Origin of the sequence: Streptomyces sp. JH002 (assembly GCF_050916115.1) — a bacterium.
In the GTDB taxonomy this organism is placed as follows: domain Bacteria; phylum Actinomycetota; class Actinomycetes; order Streptomycetales; family Streptomycetaceae; genus Streptomyces; species Streptomyces xiamenensis.
Genome location: NZ_CP087989.1, coordinates 5,295,711 through 5,309,800, shown reverse-complemented (window position 1 = coordinate 5,309,800; position 14,090 = coordinate 5,295,711). Strand labels below are relative to the sequence as shown.

The window sequence follows — 14,090 nt, the reverse complement described above, 5'->3', positions numbered from 1 at the left end:
GCGGGCGGGGTCAGCCGACCGAGCCCTCCATCTGCAGCTCGATCAGCCGGTTGAGCTCCAGGGCGTACTCCATGGGCAGTTCCTTGGCGATCGGCTCGACGAAGCCGCGCACGATCATGGCCATCGCCTCGTCCTCGGACAGGCCGCGGCTCATCAGGTAGAACAGCTGGTCGTCGCTGACCTTGGAGACGGTGGCCTCGTGCCCCATGGTCACGTCGTCCTCACGGACGTCGACGTAGGGGTAGGTGTCGGAGCGGGAGACGGTGTCCACCAGCAGCGCGTCGCACAGCACGTTGGACTTGGATCCCTCCGCGCCCTCACCGATCTCGATCAGACCGCGGTAGGAGGTGCGCCCGCCGCCGCGCGCCACCGACTTGGAGACGATGTTGGAGGAGGTACGGGGCGCCATGTGCACCATCTTGGCGCCGGCGTCCTGGTGCTGGCCCTCGCCCGCGAAGGCCACCGACAGGGTCTCGCCCTTGGCGTGCTCGCCCATCAGGTAGATGGCCGGGTACTTCATGGTGACCTTGGAGCCGATGTTGCCGTCGACCCACTCCATGGTGGCGCCCTCGTAGGCCACCGCCCGCTTGGTCACCAGGTTGTACACGTTGTTCGACCAGTTCTGGATGGTCGTGTAGCGGCAGCGGCCGCCCTTCTTGACGATGATCTCCACGACCGCCGAGTGCAGCGAGTCCGAGTTGTAGATCGGCGCGGTGCAGCCCTCGACGTAGTGCACGTAGGCGTTCTCGTCGACGATGATCAGGGTCCGCTCGAACTGGCCCATGTTCTCGGTGTTGATGCGGAAGTACGCCTGGAGCGGGATGTCCACGTGCACGCCCGGCGGCACGTAGATGAACGAACCGCCCGACCACACCGCCGTGTTCAGCGCGGAGAACTTGTTGTCGCCGGCCGGGATCACGGTGCCGAAGTGCTCCTGGAACAGCTCCGGGTGCTCCTTGAGCGCGGTGTCGGTGTCCAGGAAGATGACGCCCTGCTGCTCCAGGTCCTCACGGATCTGGTGGTAGACGACCTCCGACTCGTACTGGGCGGCGACACCGGCGACCAGCCGCTGCTTCTCGGCCTCCGGGATGCCCAGCTTGTCGTAGGTGTTCTTGATGTCCTCGGGCAGGTCCTCCCAGCTGGTGGCCTGCTTCTCGGTGGAGCGCACGAAGTACTTGATGTTGTCGAAGTCGATACCCGACAGGTCCGAGCCCCAGGTGGGCATCGGCTTCTTGCCGAACAGCTTCAGGCCCTTCAGGCGCTGGTTGAGCATCCACTCCGGCTCGGACTTCTTGCCCGAGATGTCCTTGACGACATCCTCGCTCAGTCCGCGCTTGGCGGCGGAGCCGGCCGCGTCGGAGTCGGCCCAGCCGTATTCGTAGGTACCCAGCCCTTCGAGTTCGGGGTGGGCGGTCTCCGTGGGGAGCGTCATGCGGGGTTCCTCCCGGCTGTGCGTGGTGTCGCGGTGGTGGGTGTCTCCGGCGCCGGTGACGGCCGGTGGCCGGCCGGTGGCGCGGAGGGGACGAAGGTGGTGCAGACGCCGTCGCCGTGCGCGATGGTGGCGAGCCGCTGCACATGGGTGCCCAGCAGGTGGGAGAAGACCTCGGCCTCCGCCTCGCACAGCTGGGGAAAACGCTCGGCGGCGTGCGCCACCGGGCAGTGGTGCTGGCACAGCTGCTCCCCCGGCGCGCCGGGTGCGGTGCGCGCCATCGCAGCGTACCCGTCCTGCGTGAGGGCCTGGGCCAGCGCCCGGGTGCGCTCGGCGGGGCTCGCGCCGGCCAGCAGCTGCTGGTAGCGCTCGCCCTGCGCGGCGGCCCGCTCGCGGGCGAAGGCGAGGACGGCGGCGGCACCGCTCTCCCCGCCGCCGGCGGCGCTGGCGATGAAGCCGAGCGCCTCGACGGCCAGCGCGTCATAGGCGTGGTCGAACGCGTCGCGGCCACCGTCGGTGAGCGCGAAGACCTTGGCGGGCCGGCCCCGGCCCCGGGAGCCGTAGACCCGCTTCTCGCGGGCTTCGACCGTGCCGTCGGCGACCAGTGCGTCCAGGTGCCGGCGCACGGCGGCCTGGGTGAGGGCGAGCCGGTCGGCCAGCTCGGCGGCGGTGGAGGGGCCGTGATCCAGGATGGAACGGGCCACCCGCTGCCGGGTGCCGTGCTGCTCCCCGTCCGGTGCGGACAACGGGGCGGCGCCGGTGGCATCCGCTGCCACCGGCGTCGTACGCTGCGCCTCGCCGTTTTTCACAACGCCATTGTTGCGTAATTCCCGCAAAGCGAGCAAGCCGCGTTCCGGTTCCCGGAAATGCGGTACATCACGTAAGGCATGCCTAACCCCCGCCCGGTATGCGCGGACGGGGGTCAGAGGATAGGTAAGCCTTGCCTTACTTGAGGGGCGGCGGGGGCGCGGTCGACTCCCGGACCACCAGCGAGGTCTCCAGCGTGGTCTTGGCCGCGCCCCGCCCGCCCGGCATGTCGATCGCGTGCAGGAGCAAATCGACGGCCGAGCGGCCGGCCTCCTGGGTGGGCATCGCGATGGTGGTGAGCTTGGGCCGGGCCACCCGGCCCGCGACGGTGTCGTCCACCCCGACCACGCTGACCTCGCGCGGCACCTCGGCGCCACTGTCGGACAGCCCCTCGATGGTGCCGATCGCCATCAGGTCGTTGTACGCGATGACCCCGGTGGCGCCCGCCGCCAGCACCGCGGCGGCTGCCAGCCGGCCGCCGCGCTCGGTGGGCGCGTTCGGCCCGGTGATCTCCAGCGACACCCCGGACCGCTCCGCCGCCGCGGCGGCCGACTTGCGCATCTGCTCGCTGGTCCACGAGCCGCGCGGCCCGCCCAGCAGCATCAGCCGGCGGTGGCCGAGCCCGGCCAGGTGCTCCACGGCCGTCGCCGCACCGCTGCCGATGTCCATGAGCACCGCGGGCAGACCCTTGACATTGCGGTTCACCACCACGAACGGCAGATCGGCGCTCAGCCCGGCGATCGCGGCGTTCGACAGTCTGGGACTGACCAGCACCACCCCGTCCACCTGCTTGGCGAGGATCGAGATCAGCTCCTCCTCGGCCCGCGGGTCCTCGTCCGTGTCCGCCACGAACACCTGATAGCCGCGCACCCTCGCATAGGACTGGGCGGACTTGATCAGCGGCGGGAAGAACGGATTGGCGATGTCGGCGACGATCAGGCCCAGGTTGTGGGTCACGCCGGTGGTCAGCGCTCGGGCCGCCTGGTTGGGGCGGTAGCCGAGTTCGGCCGCGGCCGCGAGAACTCGTTCCCGGGTGTCGACTTTGACCAGGTTCGGTGCCGAGAATGTCCGGGAGACCGTGGACACATGAACGCCGGCGGCTCGGGCCACATCACGGATGGTCACCGCCATGAGCGCCCGCCCCCCTCCACAGTCGTCTCTCTGTCACGGCGGTCACCATAGCCTGCAATCGGTTGCCATGAAAATCCGTCCAGACCCTTGACGTTTCTTGCTGGTTACACCAGCCTGCTGCAACCGGTTGTATTAACGGAGCACCAACCCGGACCCCGCGTCGTCCCTCAACACGCTCGGTGTGCTGCCCCTCGTCTCCTCGAAAGGAGCGCTCCCGCATGACCGACACCCAGGTGCGCCCCAGGCCACCGGGCGCCACTGACCGCCCTCCCGTGGCGGACACCAAGGGCGCGCTGCGCAAACGGCGGCGCAAGGAGTACCTGACCGCCTACCTCTTCCTGCTGCCCTGGTTCGTCGGCCTCATCGCCATCACCGCCGGACCCCTGCTGACCTCGCTGTATCTGTCCTTCACGGACTACAGCCTGATCGGCGACTCGCAGTGGGTGGGCTTCGACAACTACACGCGGATGTTCCAGGACGACCCGCGGTTCATCAAAGCCCTCACCAACACGGCCATCTACGTCTTCGTCTCCGTACCGCTGCAGCTGGCCTTCGCGCTCGCCCTGGCGATGGTGCTGGACCGGGGCGTGAGCGGACTGCCCATCTACCGCTCCGTCTACTACCTGCCCTCGCTGCTCGGCTCCAGCGTGGCCATCGCCATCCTGTGGCGGCAGATCTTCGGCGCCGACGGCCTGGTCAACGAGTTCCTGGGCATCTTCGGCATCGAGGGCATGGGCTGGGTCTCCCACCCCGACACGGCGCTGGGCACCCTGATCATCCTCAACGTGTGGACCTTCGGCTCCCCGATGGTCATCTTCCTGGCCGGTCTGCGGCAGATCCCGACCAGCTACTACGAAGCGGCCAGCCTGGACGGGGCCAGCAAGGCCCGGCAGTTCTTCTCCATCACCCTGCCGCTGCTGTCGCCGATCATCTTCTTCAACCTCATCCTCCAGCTGATCAACGCCTTCCAGTCCTTCACGCAGGCGTTCGTCATCAGCGGCGGCAACGGAAGCCCGGCCGACTCGACGCTCCTCTACACGATGCACGTGTACCAGAAGGGCTTCAACAGCTTCGAGATGGGCTACGCGTCGGCGATGGCGTGGGTCCTGGTTCTGATCATCGCGGCGCTGACCGGGGTGAACTTCCTCATGTCAAAGTATTGGGTGTTCTACAGTGACAAATAACGTCAAACCGCGCCCCGACGCCCGCGCAGGCGCCGCCCGCGACGGCAACGGTCACCCCGAACTGAACGACACCCTGTTCGCCCGTGTCCTGAAGGCCCTGGCCGGCAAGCGCATCCTGACGCACATCCTGCTCATCGCGTTCGGGTTCGTCATGCTGTACCCGGTCCTGTGGATGATCTCCAGCTCCCTCAAGCCGGAGGAGCTGATCTTCCGCGAGCCGGGGCTGTGGCCCTCCAGCTTCACCTTCGACAACTTCTCCAACGGCTGGGACGCGCTGCGCTACCCGTTCAGCCACTACTTCCTGAACTCGGCGATCATCACCGGCTTCTCCATCGTCGGCAACCTGGTGGCCTGCTCGCTGGCCGCCTACGCCTTCGCCCGGCTCGAGTTCCCGTTCAAGAAGATCTTCTTCGCCCTGATGCTCGGCTCCATCATGCTGCCGCTGCACGTGGTGATCGTTCCCCAGTACATCCTGTTCTCGGACCTGGGCTGGATCAACACCTTCTATCCGCTGATCGTCCCGAAGTTCCTGGCCACCGACGCCTTCTTCATCTTCCTGATGGTGCAGTTCATCCGCACGCTGCCCCGGGAGCTGGACGAGGCCGCCGTCATCGACGGCGCGGGCCACTGGCGGATCTTCACCAGGATCATCCTGCCGCTGTCCACGCCCGCCCTGGCCACCACGGCGATCTTCACGTTCATCTGGACCTGGAACGACTTCCTGAGCCAGCTGATCTTCCTCACCAACCCGGACAAGTTCACCGTCCCGGTGGCACTGCGCACGTTCCTGGACTCCAGCGGAGAGTCCTCGTGGGGCCCGATGTTCGCCATCTCGGTGCTCTCCCTCGGCCCGATCTTCGGGTTCTTCCTCGCCGGCCAGAAGTACCTGGTGCGCGGCATCGCCACCACCGGCCTCAAGTAGTCCCCCCTTCTCGCGTCTGTATCGACAAGGAGTTTCAGTGAACGGCAGAATGAACGGTGCGACGAAGCTCTGTTCGGCGCTCCTCGTGGCCGGTGCCCTGACCCTCACGGCCGCCTGCGGCGGCGGTGACAGCGGCGGCGGCGACGGCACGACCACCCTGCGCGTCGCCTGGTGGGGCAACGACACCCGCCAGGCGATTACCGAGGAAGTCCTCGACCTCTTCATGGAGAAGAACGAGGACATCAAGGTCGAGATGGAGTACTCCGACTGGGACAACTACTACGACCGGCTGACCACCCAGATGGCCTCCGGTGACGCCCCGGACGTGTTCTCCACCGAGATCCGGCGGATGGGCGAGTTCGGCACCCGCAACGCGCTCGCCGACCTCGACGGCCTGGTGGACATGAGCGGTCTGGACCCCCAGCTGCTGCAGTCCGGCCAGCTGGAGGGGACCCAGTACGCCATACCCACCGGCGTCAACGCCTTCATCATCGCGGCCAACAAGACCGTCCTGGACGAGGCGGGCATCGAACTGCCCGACGACACCACCTGGACCTGGGACGACTACCGCGACTTCGCCGCCGAGGTCACCGCCGCCACCGGCGACGGCACCTACGGCACCCAGCTGAGCTTCAACGACGCCTACCTCAACATCTACGCCCAGCAGCACGGCGAGATCTTCTACGGCGAGGACGGCAAGATCGGGATGTCCGAGGAGGTCATCGCCGACTGGTACTCCTTCCAGCAGGACCTGATCGACTCCAAGGCCAGCCCCGACGCCTCGCGCAGCGCCGAACTCGGCTCCACCGGTGTCGAGGCCTCGCTGGTCGCCACCAACAAGGGCGCCTTCGGCATGTGGTGGTCCAACCAGCTGAACGCCATCACCACCGGCTCCGGCTCGGAGATCGTGCTGCTGCGGATGCCCAAGGACGCGGACGCCGTCAGCGGCGGCCACTTCCTGCAGCCCAACATGTTCTGGTCGGTCGCGGCCAGCAGCGGCAAGAAGGAGGCCGCGGGCCAGCTCGTCGACTTCCTGGTGAACGACCCCGAGGCCGCCGCCATCATCGGCTCCGACCGCGGTCTGCCCCGCAACGCGGCCGTCCTGGAGGAGATCCGCGCCGGTCTGCCCGAGACCGACCAGGCGTCCCTGGAGTTCATCGGCGCGCTCGCCGACGAGCTGAACGACCCGCCCAAGGCCAACCCGAACGGTGCCGGCGAGATGCCCGCCATGCTGGAGCGGTACGGCCAGGAGGTCGTCTTCGGCCGGATGACCCCGCAGGAGGCCGCCTCCGGCTTCATCAGCGAGGCCAACTCCGTCCTCAGCAAGTAACAAACCGAGCCGGCCCGCGCACCCCCTCACAGTGGTGCGCGGGCCGTCGGCCGTACCACCGCCACACAGGGAGAACCAGGGATGACCCGCCGCTACGCCTTCGTCGGACTCGGCAACCGGGCGCAGATGTATGTCGACGCGCTGCTGGGCGACTGGAGCGACACCGGACAGATCAGCGCGCTCTGCGACATCAACCGCACGCGCATGGACTACTACAACCAGCTCATCACCGCCGCCGGGCGCGAGGCGGTGCCGACGTACACCCCCGACGCGTTCGACGCGCTGCTGGAGCAGGCCGACGTGGTCGTGGTCACCACCATGGACTCCACCCACGCCCACTACGTGTGCGCGGCGCTGGACGCCGGGCGCGACGTCGTGGTGGAGAAGCCGCTGACGATCGACGCGGAGAGCTGCGCGAAGATCGCCGACGCCGCGGAGCGCAATCCGGGGCAGCTGGTCGTCACCTTCAACTACCGCTACTCGCCCCGTAACTCGGCGGTACGGCAGGTCATCGCGGACGGCCGGATCGGCGATGTCACCTCGGTGCACTTCGAGTGGGCGCTGGACACCATCCACGGCGCCGACTACTTCCGCCGCTGGCACCGGCGCAAGCACGAGTCCGGCGGGCTGCTGGTGCACAAGTCCACCCACCACTTCGACCTGGTCAACTGGTGGCTGGCGGCCAGCCCCGAGCTGGTGTTCTCCCAGGCCGACCTGCGGTTCTACGGCAGCGAGGAGGCCGGCGCCGAGCAGGCGGGCGAGCGCCCCCAGCGCGGCCAGGGCTCGCCCGGCCTGGGCTTTGACCCGTTCATCCTGGACATCTCGATCGACCCGAAGCTCAAGGCGCTGTACCTGGACGCCGAGCACGAGGACGGCTACATCCGCGACCAGGACGTGTTCGCGGACGGGGTGACGATCGAGGACAACATGTCGGTACTGGTGCGGTACGACAACCGCGCGCTGCTGACGTACTCGCTGAACGCCCACTCCCCGTACGAGGGCTACCGGGCCATCTTCAACGGCACCAGGGGACGCCTGGAGCTGGAGGTCGTCGAGCGCTCCTGGACCCCGCCGCACGCGGCGGTCGACCCCTCGGCGGCCAGCAAGTCGAAGGCCGAGGGCGTCTCGGAGCGCCTCACGCTCCAGGAGCACTGGAAGCGGGCCGAGGAGATCGAGATCCCCTCGGGCGAGGGCGGTCACGGCGGCGGCGACCGGCTGCTGCTGAACGACGTCTTCCGCGGCCCCGACAACGACCCGCTGGCCCGGCAGGCCGGCTACCGCGACGGCATCCGCAGCGTCCTGACGGGCGTGGCCGCCAACGAGTCCGTGCGGACCGGGGCACCGGTCCACCTCACGGACGAGGGAACGAAGCTGCTGCCGCGGGCCTGAGGACGGCGGCCCCGGCCTCCCGGTGACCGGGAAGCCGGGGCGGGCGGCCGAGGTCCTGGGCCGTGTCTGACACATCCCGCCTGGCCCGTGGCGACTGGCACGGCACCTCGCCGCGTTGTCGAACCGCCCGAATAACCCGCTATGAGGGCGGCTCTCCGCCTTGCGATGCTCCCCCAGCCTTCGGCCGGGAGGTGCCCCCAGCACCAGCCGCCGCGGGCCTGACCGGCGCTACGTGTCAGGCACGGCCTAGACTCGTGCGCATGCAGACCGCAGGGGCCGGGGCGGCCGTCGAAGCCGTGGGACTGGTCAAGCGGTACGGGGAGGTCACCGCCGTCGACGGGCTCGATCTGACCGTCGGGCGGGGCACCGTCACCGCCGTGCTCGGGCCCAACGGAGCGGGCAAGACGACCACCATCGAGGCCTGCGAGGGCTACCGGCGGCCCGACGCGGGCACGCTCAGGGTGCTCGGGCTCGACCCCTACCTCCCCGCGGACGCCGCCGCCCTGCGGCCCCGGATCGGCGTCATGCTCCAGAGCGACGGCGTCTACCCCGGCGTGCGCGCCCTGGAGATGCTGCGGCACATGGCCGCCCTGTACGCGCACCCCCTCGATGTCGACGCCCTCGCCGAGCGGCTCGGCCTCGCCTCCTGCGGCCGTACCCCCTACCGCCGGCTCTCCGGGGGCCAGCGCCAGCGGCTCGCGCTCGCCCTGGCCGTCGTCGGCCGTCCCGAGCTGGTCTTCCTGGACGAGCCCAGCGCCGGCCTGGACCCCCAGGCCCGCCACGCCACCTGGGAGCTGGTCCGCGAGCTGCGCGCCGCCGGCGTCACCACCGTGCTCACCACCCACTTCATGGACGAGGCCGAGGAACTGGCCGACGAGGTGGCCATCATCGACGGCGGCAAGGTCATCGCGCACGGCAGCCCCGCCGCGCTGTGCCAGGGCGGTGCCGCCGACACCCTGCGCTTCGGCGGTCCGCCCGCCCTCGACCTCACCTCCCTCAAGGCCGCGCTCCCGGCCGGCAGCGACGTCAGTGAGCCGGTGCCCGGCTCCTACCGCGTCTCCGGCGAGATCGACCCCCGGCTGCTGGCCACCGTCACCGCGTGGTGCGCCCAGCACGGCGTCATGCCGGACCGCATCACCACCCGCCGGCACACCCTGGAGGATGTCTTCCTCGAACTGACGGGCAAGGAGCTGCGTTCATGACCACCACCGAGGCGACCGGCACCGCCCTCACCCCGCGGCCCGCGCCCGCCCCGCTGTCCCGGATGATCGCCGCCCAGGCCGCCCTGGAGACGCGGATGCTGTTGCGCCACGGCGAGCAGCTGCTGCTCACCGTGGTCATCCCGACCCTCCTGCTCGTCCTGTTCAGCGCGGTGCGGATCGTGGACACCGGCGACGGCGAGCGCGTGGACTTCCTGGCCCCCGGCATCCTGGCCCTGGCCGTGGTCTCCACCGCCTTCACCGGCCAGGCGATCGCCACCGGCTTCGAGCGCCGCTACGGCGTCCTCAAGCGGCTCGGCGCCTCCCCGCTGCCGCGCTGGGGCCTGCTGTGCGGCAAGACCTGCGCCGTCCTGGTCACCCTCGCGCTCCAGACGGTCCTGCTCACCGGTACGGCGCTGGCCCTGGGCTGGTCCCCGCGCGGCAATCCGCTGGCCCCGGCCGTGCTGATGCTGCTGGGCACCGCCGCGTTCTCCGGTCTGGGCCTGCTGCTGGCGGGCACGGTGCGCGCCGAGGCCACCCTCGCGGCGGCCAATCTGATCTTCATCCTGCTGCTGCTCGGCGGTGGCGTGGTCGTCCCGCTGGAGAACTTCCCCGACGCCCTGCGCGGTCTCCTGGAGCTGCTGCCGGTCAGCGCCCTGTCCACCGGCCTGCGCGACGTCCTCCAGGACGGCGCCGCCATGCCCTGGGGCCAGGCGGCCGTCCTGGCCGCGTGGTCCGTGGTCTCGCTGACCGCCGCCGCCCGCTTCTTCCGCTGGGAATGACCGGGAACCGGCCGAACCCACCCCCTCGTGAAAACGCGCACAAGCTCGGGGCCTACCATGAGCGGGTGCTGAAAGCAGTGCGAAACCCCCTCGCGTACATTGCCGAGCGCTGGACGCCGCGTCCCGAGACCGTGCGCCGCGCCGCGTTCACCGCGCTGGTGATGAGCGTGCTCATCATCGTCACCGGTGGCGCCGTCCGGCTGACCGGCTCCGGCCTGGGCTGCGACACGTGGCCCAAGTGCACCGACGACTCGCTCACCACCACCTCCGAGATGGGGGTGCACGGGCTGATCGAGTTCGGCAACCGGATGCTGACGTACGTGGTCTCCGCCGCCGTCGGCTGGACGATCATCGCGGCCCGCGCGGCCAAGCCGCGCCGCCACCCGCTGACCCGGATGGCCTGGGCCCAGTTCTGGGTGGTCATGAGCAACGCCGTCATCGGCGGCATCACCGTGCTCACCGAGCTGAACCCGTGGATCGTCGCCGGCCACTTCCTGGCCGCGATGGCGCTGCTGACCACCACCACCCTCACCTGGCTGCGCGCCCGCGAGGGAGATGACCCGCCGCGCCCGCTGGTGGGTGTGCCGGTGCGCCGCGCCGTGTTCGGCCTGACCGTGCTCACCGGGGTCCTGCTGGTGGCCGGCACCGCCGTGACGGGCAGTGGCAAGCACGCCGGGGACAGCGGGGACATCGAGCGGATGCCGTTCGACTGGGAGACCGTCACCCGGGTGCACTCGATGCTCGCCTGGTCGGTGGCGCTCGGCGCGCTCGCCGTGTGGATGGTGCTGCGTCTGGTGGACGCCCCGGCGGGGCCGCGCGCCCGTTCCCGCGATCTGCTGCTGATCGTCCTGTCCCAGGGCGCGATCGGCTATGTGCAGTACGCGCTGGACGAGCCGGAGTGGCTGGTCGGGATCCACATGTTCGGATCGACGCTGGTGTGGATCGCGATGCTGCGGCTGCTGCTGTCCACCCGGGAGCGCGGGCTCGCGCCGGGCCCCGAGGTCCACGCGGAGCCCTCGGCGGGTGACCCGGCGGCGAAGGAACCTCAGCCCGTCTGAGGCACGCGCCGCGCGGGGGCCCGTTCCTCCAGCCGGTAGACGCCGCGGGCGGTGCCGCCGCTGATGCGGTCGGCGATCCGCCGGGCGTCCGCCCGCGAGCACTCCCCCTGGGTGATCCACTCCCCCAGCAGCCGTGTCATGGCCCGCTGGTACTGCCGCACCCGCACCACGTGGAGTTCGGGCAGCCCGCGCGCCCCGGTGGAGAACAGCAGCTTGCCGAACGGCGCCCGTGCCAGGGTGACGGCCGGTTCCGGACCCACATCGGCGTAGACATGCGGAAAGGCCGCGGCCAGCCGGGCCGCGGCCTCGTGGTGCGGGCGGCGCGGCAGCAGCACGATGACGGCCCGGCCCGCCGTCGCGCGCAGCAGCGGGATCAGCGGCCGGGGGTCGGCGCAGCGCAGTTGTACGGGGAGCCCGCAGGCGAACGCGGCCCACAGCAGGTGCCCGGTGAGGGCGGGCTCGGTACGGCGCCGGCCGCAGGCGAGCCAGCGGCCGGCCGCGCGGCGTACCTCGGCGGGTTCCGGCGGCGCGCCGTCCCGCAGGGTCGCGGTGTCGCAGACGAAGGCGACGGCGCGCCGGGCGGCGGTGTGCAGGGCCTGGGCGATGTCCTGCGGGAAGGTGCGCACTCCCCCGCCGCGGTCGGCGACGCGGGCGGCGAGCGCGGTGAGGGCGACCAGTTCGTGGGCCCGGGAGCCGGCGGCGGCGGCGAGTTCGCGGACGTCCGTCACCGCGTCGCTCTCCCCGTCCCCGATCCCCTCTCCCTCGCCGGGTATCGAGGGGTCCACGAGGTAGGTGTGGATGCCGCTGCCGCGCAGCAGGGCCCGGGTGGCCGCGTACGCCCCGAGTTCGCGCCGCCGGGCCAGGTAGCGCACGGCCGTGGTGTGCGGGGGCAGCCCGAGCAATGGGGGGCACCAGCGGCGCAGCGCGAGGCCCGTGGTGGTGTCGTAGGAGCTCCCGGTGCCGGCCGGTCCGCCGAGCGCGGCGGCGAGTTGCCGCTCGAAGGTGCCGAGGCCCAGTTCCCCGTGGAGCACGCCGTGGCCGTGCTGATCCACCAGGGGCGAGGTGTGCATATTCCGCCTAACGCCCGAAACCGCTTTCAGGTATTGCGGGGTCCGCCGATCTGGAGGCCCGCCATGCGGGTCCATTCGTAGGGCCCGGTGCGTACCTTCGCGGCGAGCGGGGCGTCGAAACCGTCCCGGGGGGTGATTCCCGCTGCTTCGAGGGCCTGCCGGGCGGTGTCGCCGTCCGGTGCCATCAGATCTCCCCAGTCGCCGTCGGCGGCCACGAGGACGATGCGGGCACCGCGTGCGCCGACGTGGCTCACGGTGGCCTCGGCGGAGCCGCCGTGGGAGCGGGCGAAGGCGGTGATCTGCCGGGTGAGCCGCTTGCCTGCCCGGTCGGTGCGGGTTGTCATGCCCGGCATGTTACGGCGCGGTAATCGGGTGGGGGAACACCCCCCCGGCCGGCGGCCGGGAGCGCCCGTGGACCGTTCCTCCGGACATGGCACCCGATGCCCCGGAGGAAGGGCCCGCGCGCCCCTTCTTCCGGGCGCGCCCGGCGTCAGCGCAGGAACGGGTCGATGGCCACCGCGATGAAGATCAGGGAGACGTAGGTGATGGACCAGTGGAACAGCCGCATCTCCTTGAGCCGGGAGCCGGTCATCCCGGCCCGGGCGCGCGCCTGGAGCGTGTGCGCCTCCCACAGCCACCACACGCCGGCGGCCACCGCGACGGCCGGGTAGAACCACCCGACGTACCCCAGCGGCCACAGCAGCAGCGAGACCCCGACCATCACCCAGCTGTAGACGACGATCTGCCGGGCCACCACCTTGTTGCTCGCGACCACCGGCAGCATGGGCACCCCGGCCCGCGCGTAGTCCTCGCGGACCTTCATGGACAGCGGCCAGTAGTGCGGCGGGGTCCAGAAGAAGATGACCAGGAAGAGGATCACCGCGGCCCAGGACAGCGAGTTGGTCACCGAGGACCAGCCGATGGCCACCGGCAGACAGCCGGCGATGCCGCCCCACACGATGTTCTGCGCGGTACGCCGCTTGAGCCACATGGTGTAGACGAGGACGTAGAACAGCAGCGCGCCCAGCGCCAGCGCCGCCGACAGCCAGTTGACCAGCAGGCCGAACATCGCGGTGGAGACCACGGCGAGCGAGATGCCGAAGACCAGGCATTCCGCCGGGCTGACGATCCCGGTGACCAGCGGCCGGTTCGACGTGCGGTGCATGAGCGCGTCGATGTCGCGGTCGTAGTACATGTTCAGCGCGTTGGCGCCGCCCGCCGACAGATAACCCGCCGTAACGGTAACGATCACCAACCAGAGGTCGGGAACCCCTTGCTGAGCGAGGAACATCACCGGGATGGTGGTGATGAGCAAAGTCTCGATGATGCGGGGCTTGGTCAGCGCGATGAACGCCCTGATCCGGGCTCCACGCGTCCACTGGCCGGAGCCGGTACCGCGCTCTGCCACCGGACGGGAATCGACGGCCGTCACGGACACCCCTGATTCTGCGAGATCAGCGTCGGGGCTCCGGCGACGCGACGGTTCTCCGTCACGGGCCGCTCATGGACGCCCCTCACATGAACACCGTCACTCTAGACGCCCGAGATACCCACCTTGTCTTCGGGGTGGCCCCCGCGCGGGCGCGCCGCTCGCGACGGCACGGTACGCCCTGGAATGGTGGTGCGCGTCATCGCCGTCACGGCCGGCACCGTCGCCGGGCGCGGCCCGCCCACTGGATGAACGCGGCCACAGGGGCGACGCCCGCCAGAGGTAGGCTCGGCACCGCCCGGTGAGCCTCGCGCCGCTTCCGGTGGGAGAACGCATCACCGGACCTACCCGACCGCGGAG

13 protein-coding genes are annotated in these 14,090 nt (G+C 70.3%); 7 read left to right on the top strand and 6 right to left on the bottom strand.

Annotated elements, in window-relative coordinates:
* Positions 1 to 10: 10 nt before the first annotated feature.
* The 3 genes from sufB to H7827_RS24315 all read right to left on the bottom strand — a co-directional run bounded on the left by sufB (position 11) and on the right by H7827_RS24315 (position 3,367).
* Positions 11 to 1,432: a Fe-S cluster assembly protein SufB gene (gene sufB, locus H7827_RS24325; RefSeq protein ID WP_030733939.1), complete on the bottom strand. Its 1,422-nt coding sequence runs from the start codon at positions 1,430 to 1,432 to the stop codon at positions 11 to 13.
* On the bottom strand, positions 1,429 to 2,238 hold the full coding sequence (locus H7827_RS24320; protein ID WP_432747340.1) for a helix-turn-helix transcriptional regulator: 810 nt from the start codon (positions 2,236 to 2,238) through the stop codon (positions 1,429 to 1,431). The genes sufB and H7827_RS24320 overlap by 4 nt, the downstream gene beginning before the upstream one ends.
* Positions 2,239 to 2,374: 136 nt before the next feature.
* Positions 2,375 to 3,367 (bottom strand): LacI family DNA-binding transcriptional regulator, encoded by a 993-nt coding sequence (locus H7827_RS24315; RefSeq protein WP_432052483.1) that lies wholly within the window; start codon positions 3,365 to 3,367, stop codon positions 2,375 to 2,377.
* Between the two features lie 218 nt (positions 3,368 to 3,585).
* On the opposite strand from H7827_RS24315, the gene H7827_RS24310 reads away from it, so the two are divergent.
* The 7 genes from H7827_RS24310 (at position 3,586) to H7827_RS24280 (ending at position 11,231) form a co-directional block, all read left to right on the top strand.
* Positions 3,586 to 4,551, top strand: coding sequence for a carbohydrate ABC transporter permease (locus tag H7827_RS24310; RefSeq protein WP_030733945.1), 966 nt, complete (start codon positions 3,586 to 3,588; stop codon positions 4,549 to 4,551).
* Positions 4,541 to 5,473 (top strand): carbohydrate ABC transporter permease, encoded by a 933-nt coding sequence (locus H7827_RS24305; protein WP_199811815.1) that lies wholly within the window; start codon positions 4,541 to 4,543, stop codon positions 5,471 to 5,473. The genes H7827_RS24310 and H7827_RS24305 overlap by 11 nt, the downstream gene beginning before the upstream one ends.
* Positions 5,474 to 5,510: 37 nt before the next feature.
* A complete protein-coding gene (locus H7827_RS24300) occupies positions 5,511 to 6,803 on the top strand; it encodes an ABC transporter substrate-binding protein (RefSeq protein ID WP_432747339.1) in 1,293 nt (430 codons plus the stop codon).
* Positions 6,804 to 6,884: 81 nt separating this feature from the next.
* On the top strand, positions 6,885 to 8,192 hold the full coding sequence (locus H7827_RS24295) for a Gfo/Idh/MocA family protein (RefSeq protein ID WP_432747338.1): 1,308 nt from the start codon (positions 6,885 to 6,887) through the stop codon (positions 8,190 to 8,192).
* A gap of 260 nt (positions 8,193 to 8,452) precedes the next feature.
* A complete protein-coding gene (locus H7827_RS24290) occupies positions 8,453 to 9,394 on the top strand; it encodes an ABC transporter ATP-binding protein (protein ID WP_386540234.1) in 942 nt (313 codons plus the stop codon).
* Entirely contained in the window at positions 9,391 to 10,173 is a 783-nt protein-coding gene (locus tag H7827_RS24285) for an ABC transporter permease (RefSeq protein ID WP_376046640.1), read from the top strand. The genes H7827_RS24290 and H7827_RS24285 overlap by 4 nt, the downstream gene beginning before the upstream one ends.
* Positions 10,174 to 10,241: 68 nt before the next feature.
* On the top strand, positions 10,242 to 11,231 hold the full coding sequence (locus H7827_RS24280) for a COX15/CtaA family protein (protein ID WP_386540246.1): 990 nt from the start codon (positions 10,242 to 10,244) through the stop codon (positions 11,229 to 11,231).
* Here H7827_RS24280 and H7827_RS24275 read toward each other — a convergent pair.
* The 3 genes from H7827_RS24275 to H7827_RS24265 form a co-directional block, all read right to left on the bottom strand.
* Entirely contained in the window at positions 11,219 to 12,301 is a 1,083-nt protein-coding gene (locus H7827_RS24275; RefSeq protein WP_432747337.1) for an amidohydrolase, read from the bottom strand. The genes H7827_RS24280 and H7827_RS24275 overlap by 13 nt on opposite strands.
* 26 nt (positions 12,302 to 12,327) lie before the next feature.
* The gene (locus H7827_RS24270) at positions 12,328 to 12,654 is read right to left on the bottom strand and encodes a hypothetical protein (protein ID WP_200368018.1); all 327 of its coding nucleotides are present in this window, start codon (positions 12,652 to 12,654) and stop codon (positions 12,328 to 12,330) included.
* Positions 12,655 to 12,791: 137 nt separating this feature from the next.
* On the bottom strand, positions 12,792 to 13,733 hold the full coding sequence (locus H7827_RS24265; protein WP_386540239.1) for a heme o synthase: 942 nt from the start codon (positions 13,731 to 13,733) through the stop codon (positions 12,792 to 12,794).
* Between the last annotated feature and the right edge of the window lie 357 nt (positions 13,734 to 14,090).

Bases quoted from the DNA above. Each gene is read 5' to 3' on its own strand.
- H7827_RS24270 (WP_200368018.1), bottom strand. From the start codon at position 12,654: ATGCCGGGCATGACAACCCGCACCGACCGGGCAGGCAAGCGGCTCACC.
- H7827_RS24310 (WP_030733945.1), top strand. From the start codon at position 3,586: ATGACCGACACCCAGGTGCGCCCCAGGCCACCGGGCGCCACTGACCGC.
- H7827_RS24275 (WP_432747337.1), bottom strand. From the start codon at position 12,301: ATGCACACCTCGCCCCTGGTGGATCAGCACGGCCACGGCGTGCTCCAC.
- H7827_RS24315 (WP_432052483.1), bottom strand. From the start codon at position 3,367: ATGGCGGTGACCATCCGTGATGTGGCCCGAGCCGCCGGCGTTCATGTG.
- H7827_RS24290 (WP_386540234.1), top strand. From the start codon at position 8,453: ATGCAGACCGCAGGGGCCGGGGCGGCCGTCGAAGCCGTGGGACTGGTC.
- sufB (WP_030733939.1), bottom strand. From the start codon at position 1,432: ATGACGCTCCCCACGGAGACCGCCCACCCCGAACTCGAAGGGCTGGGT.
- H7827_RS24295 (WP_432747338.1), top strand. From the start codon at position 6,885: ATGACCCGCCGCTACGCCTTCGTCGGACTCGGCAACCGGGCGCAGATG.
- H7827_RS24285 (WP_376046640.1), top strand. From the start codon at position 9,391: ATGACCACCACCGAGGCGACCGGCACCGCCCTCACCCCGCGGCCCGCG.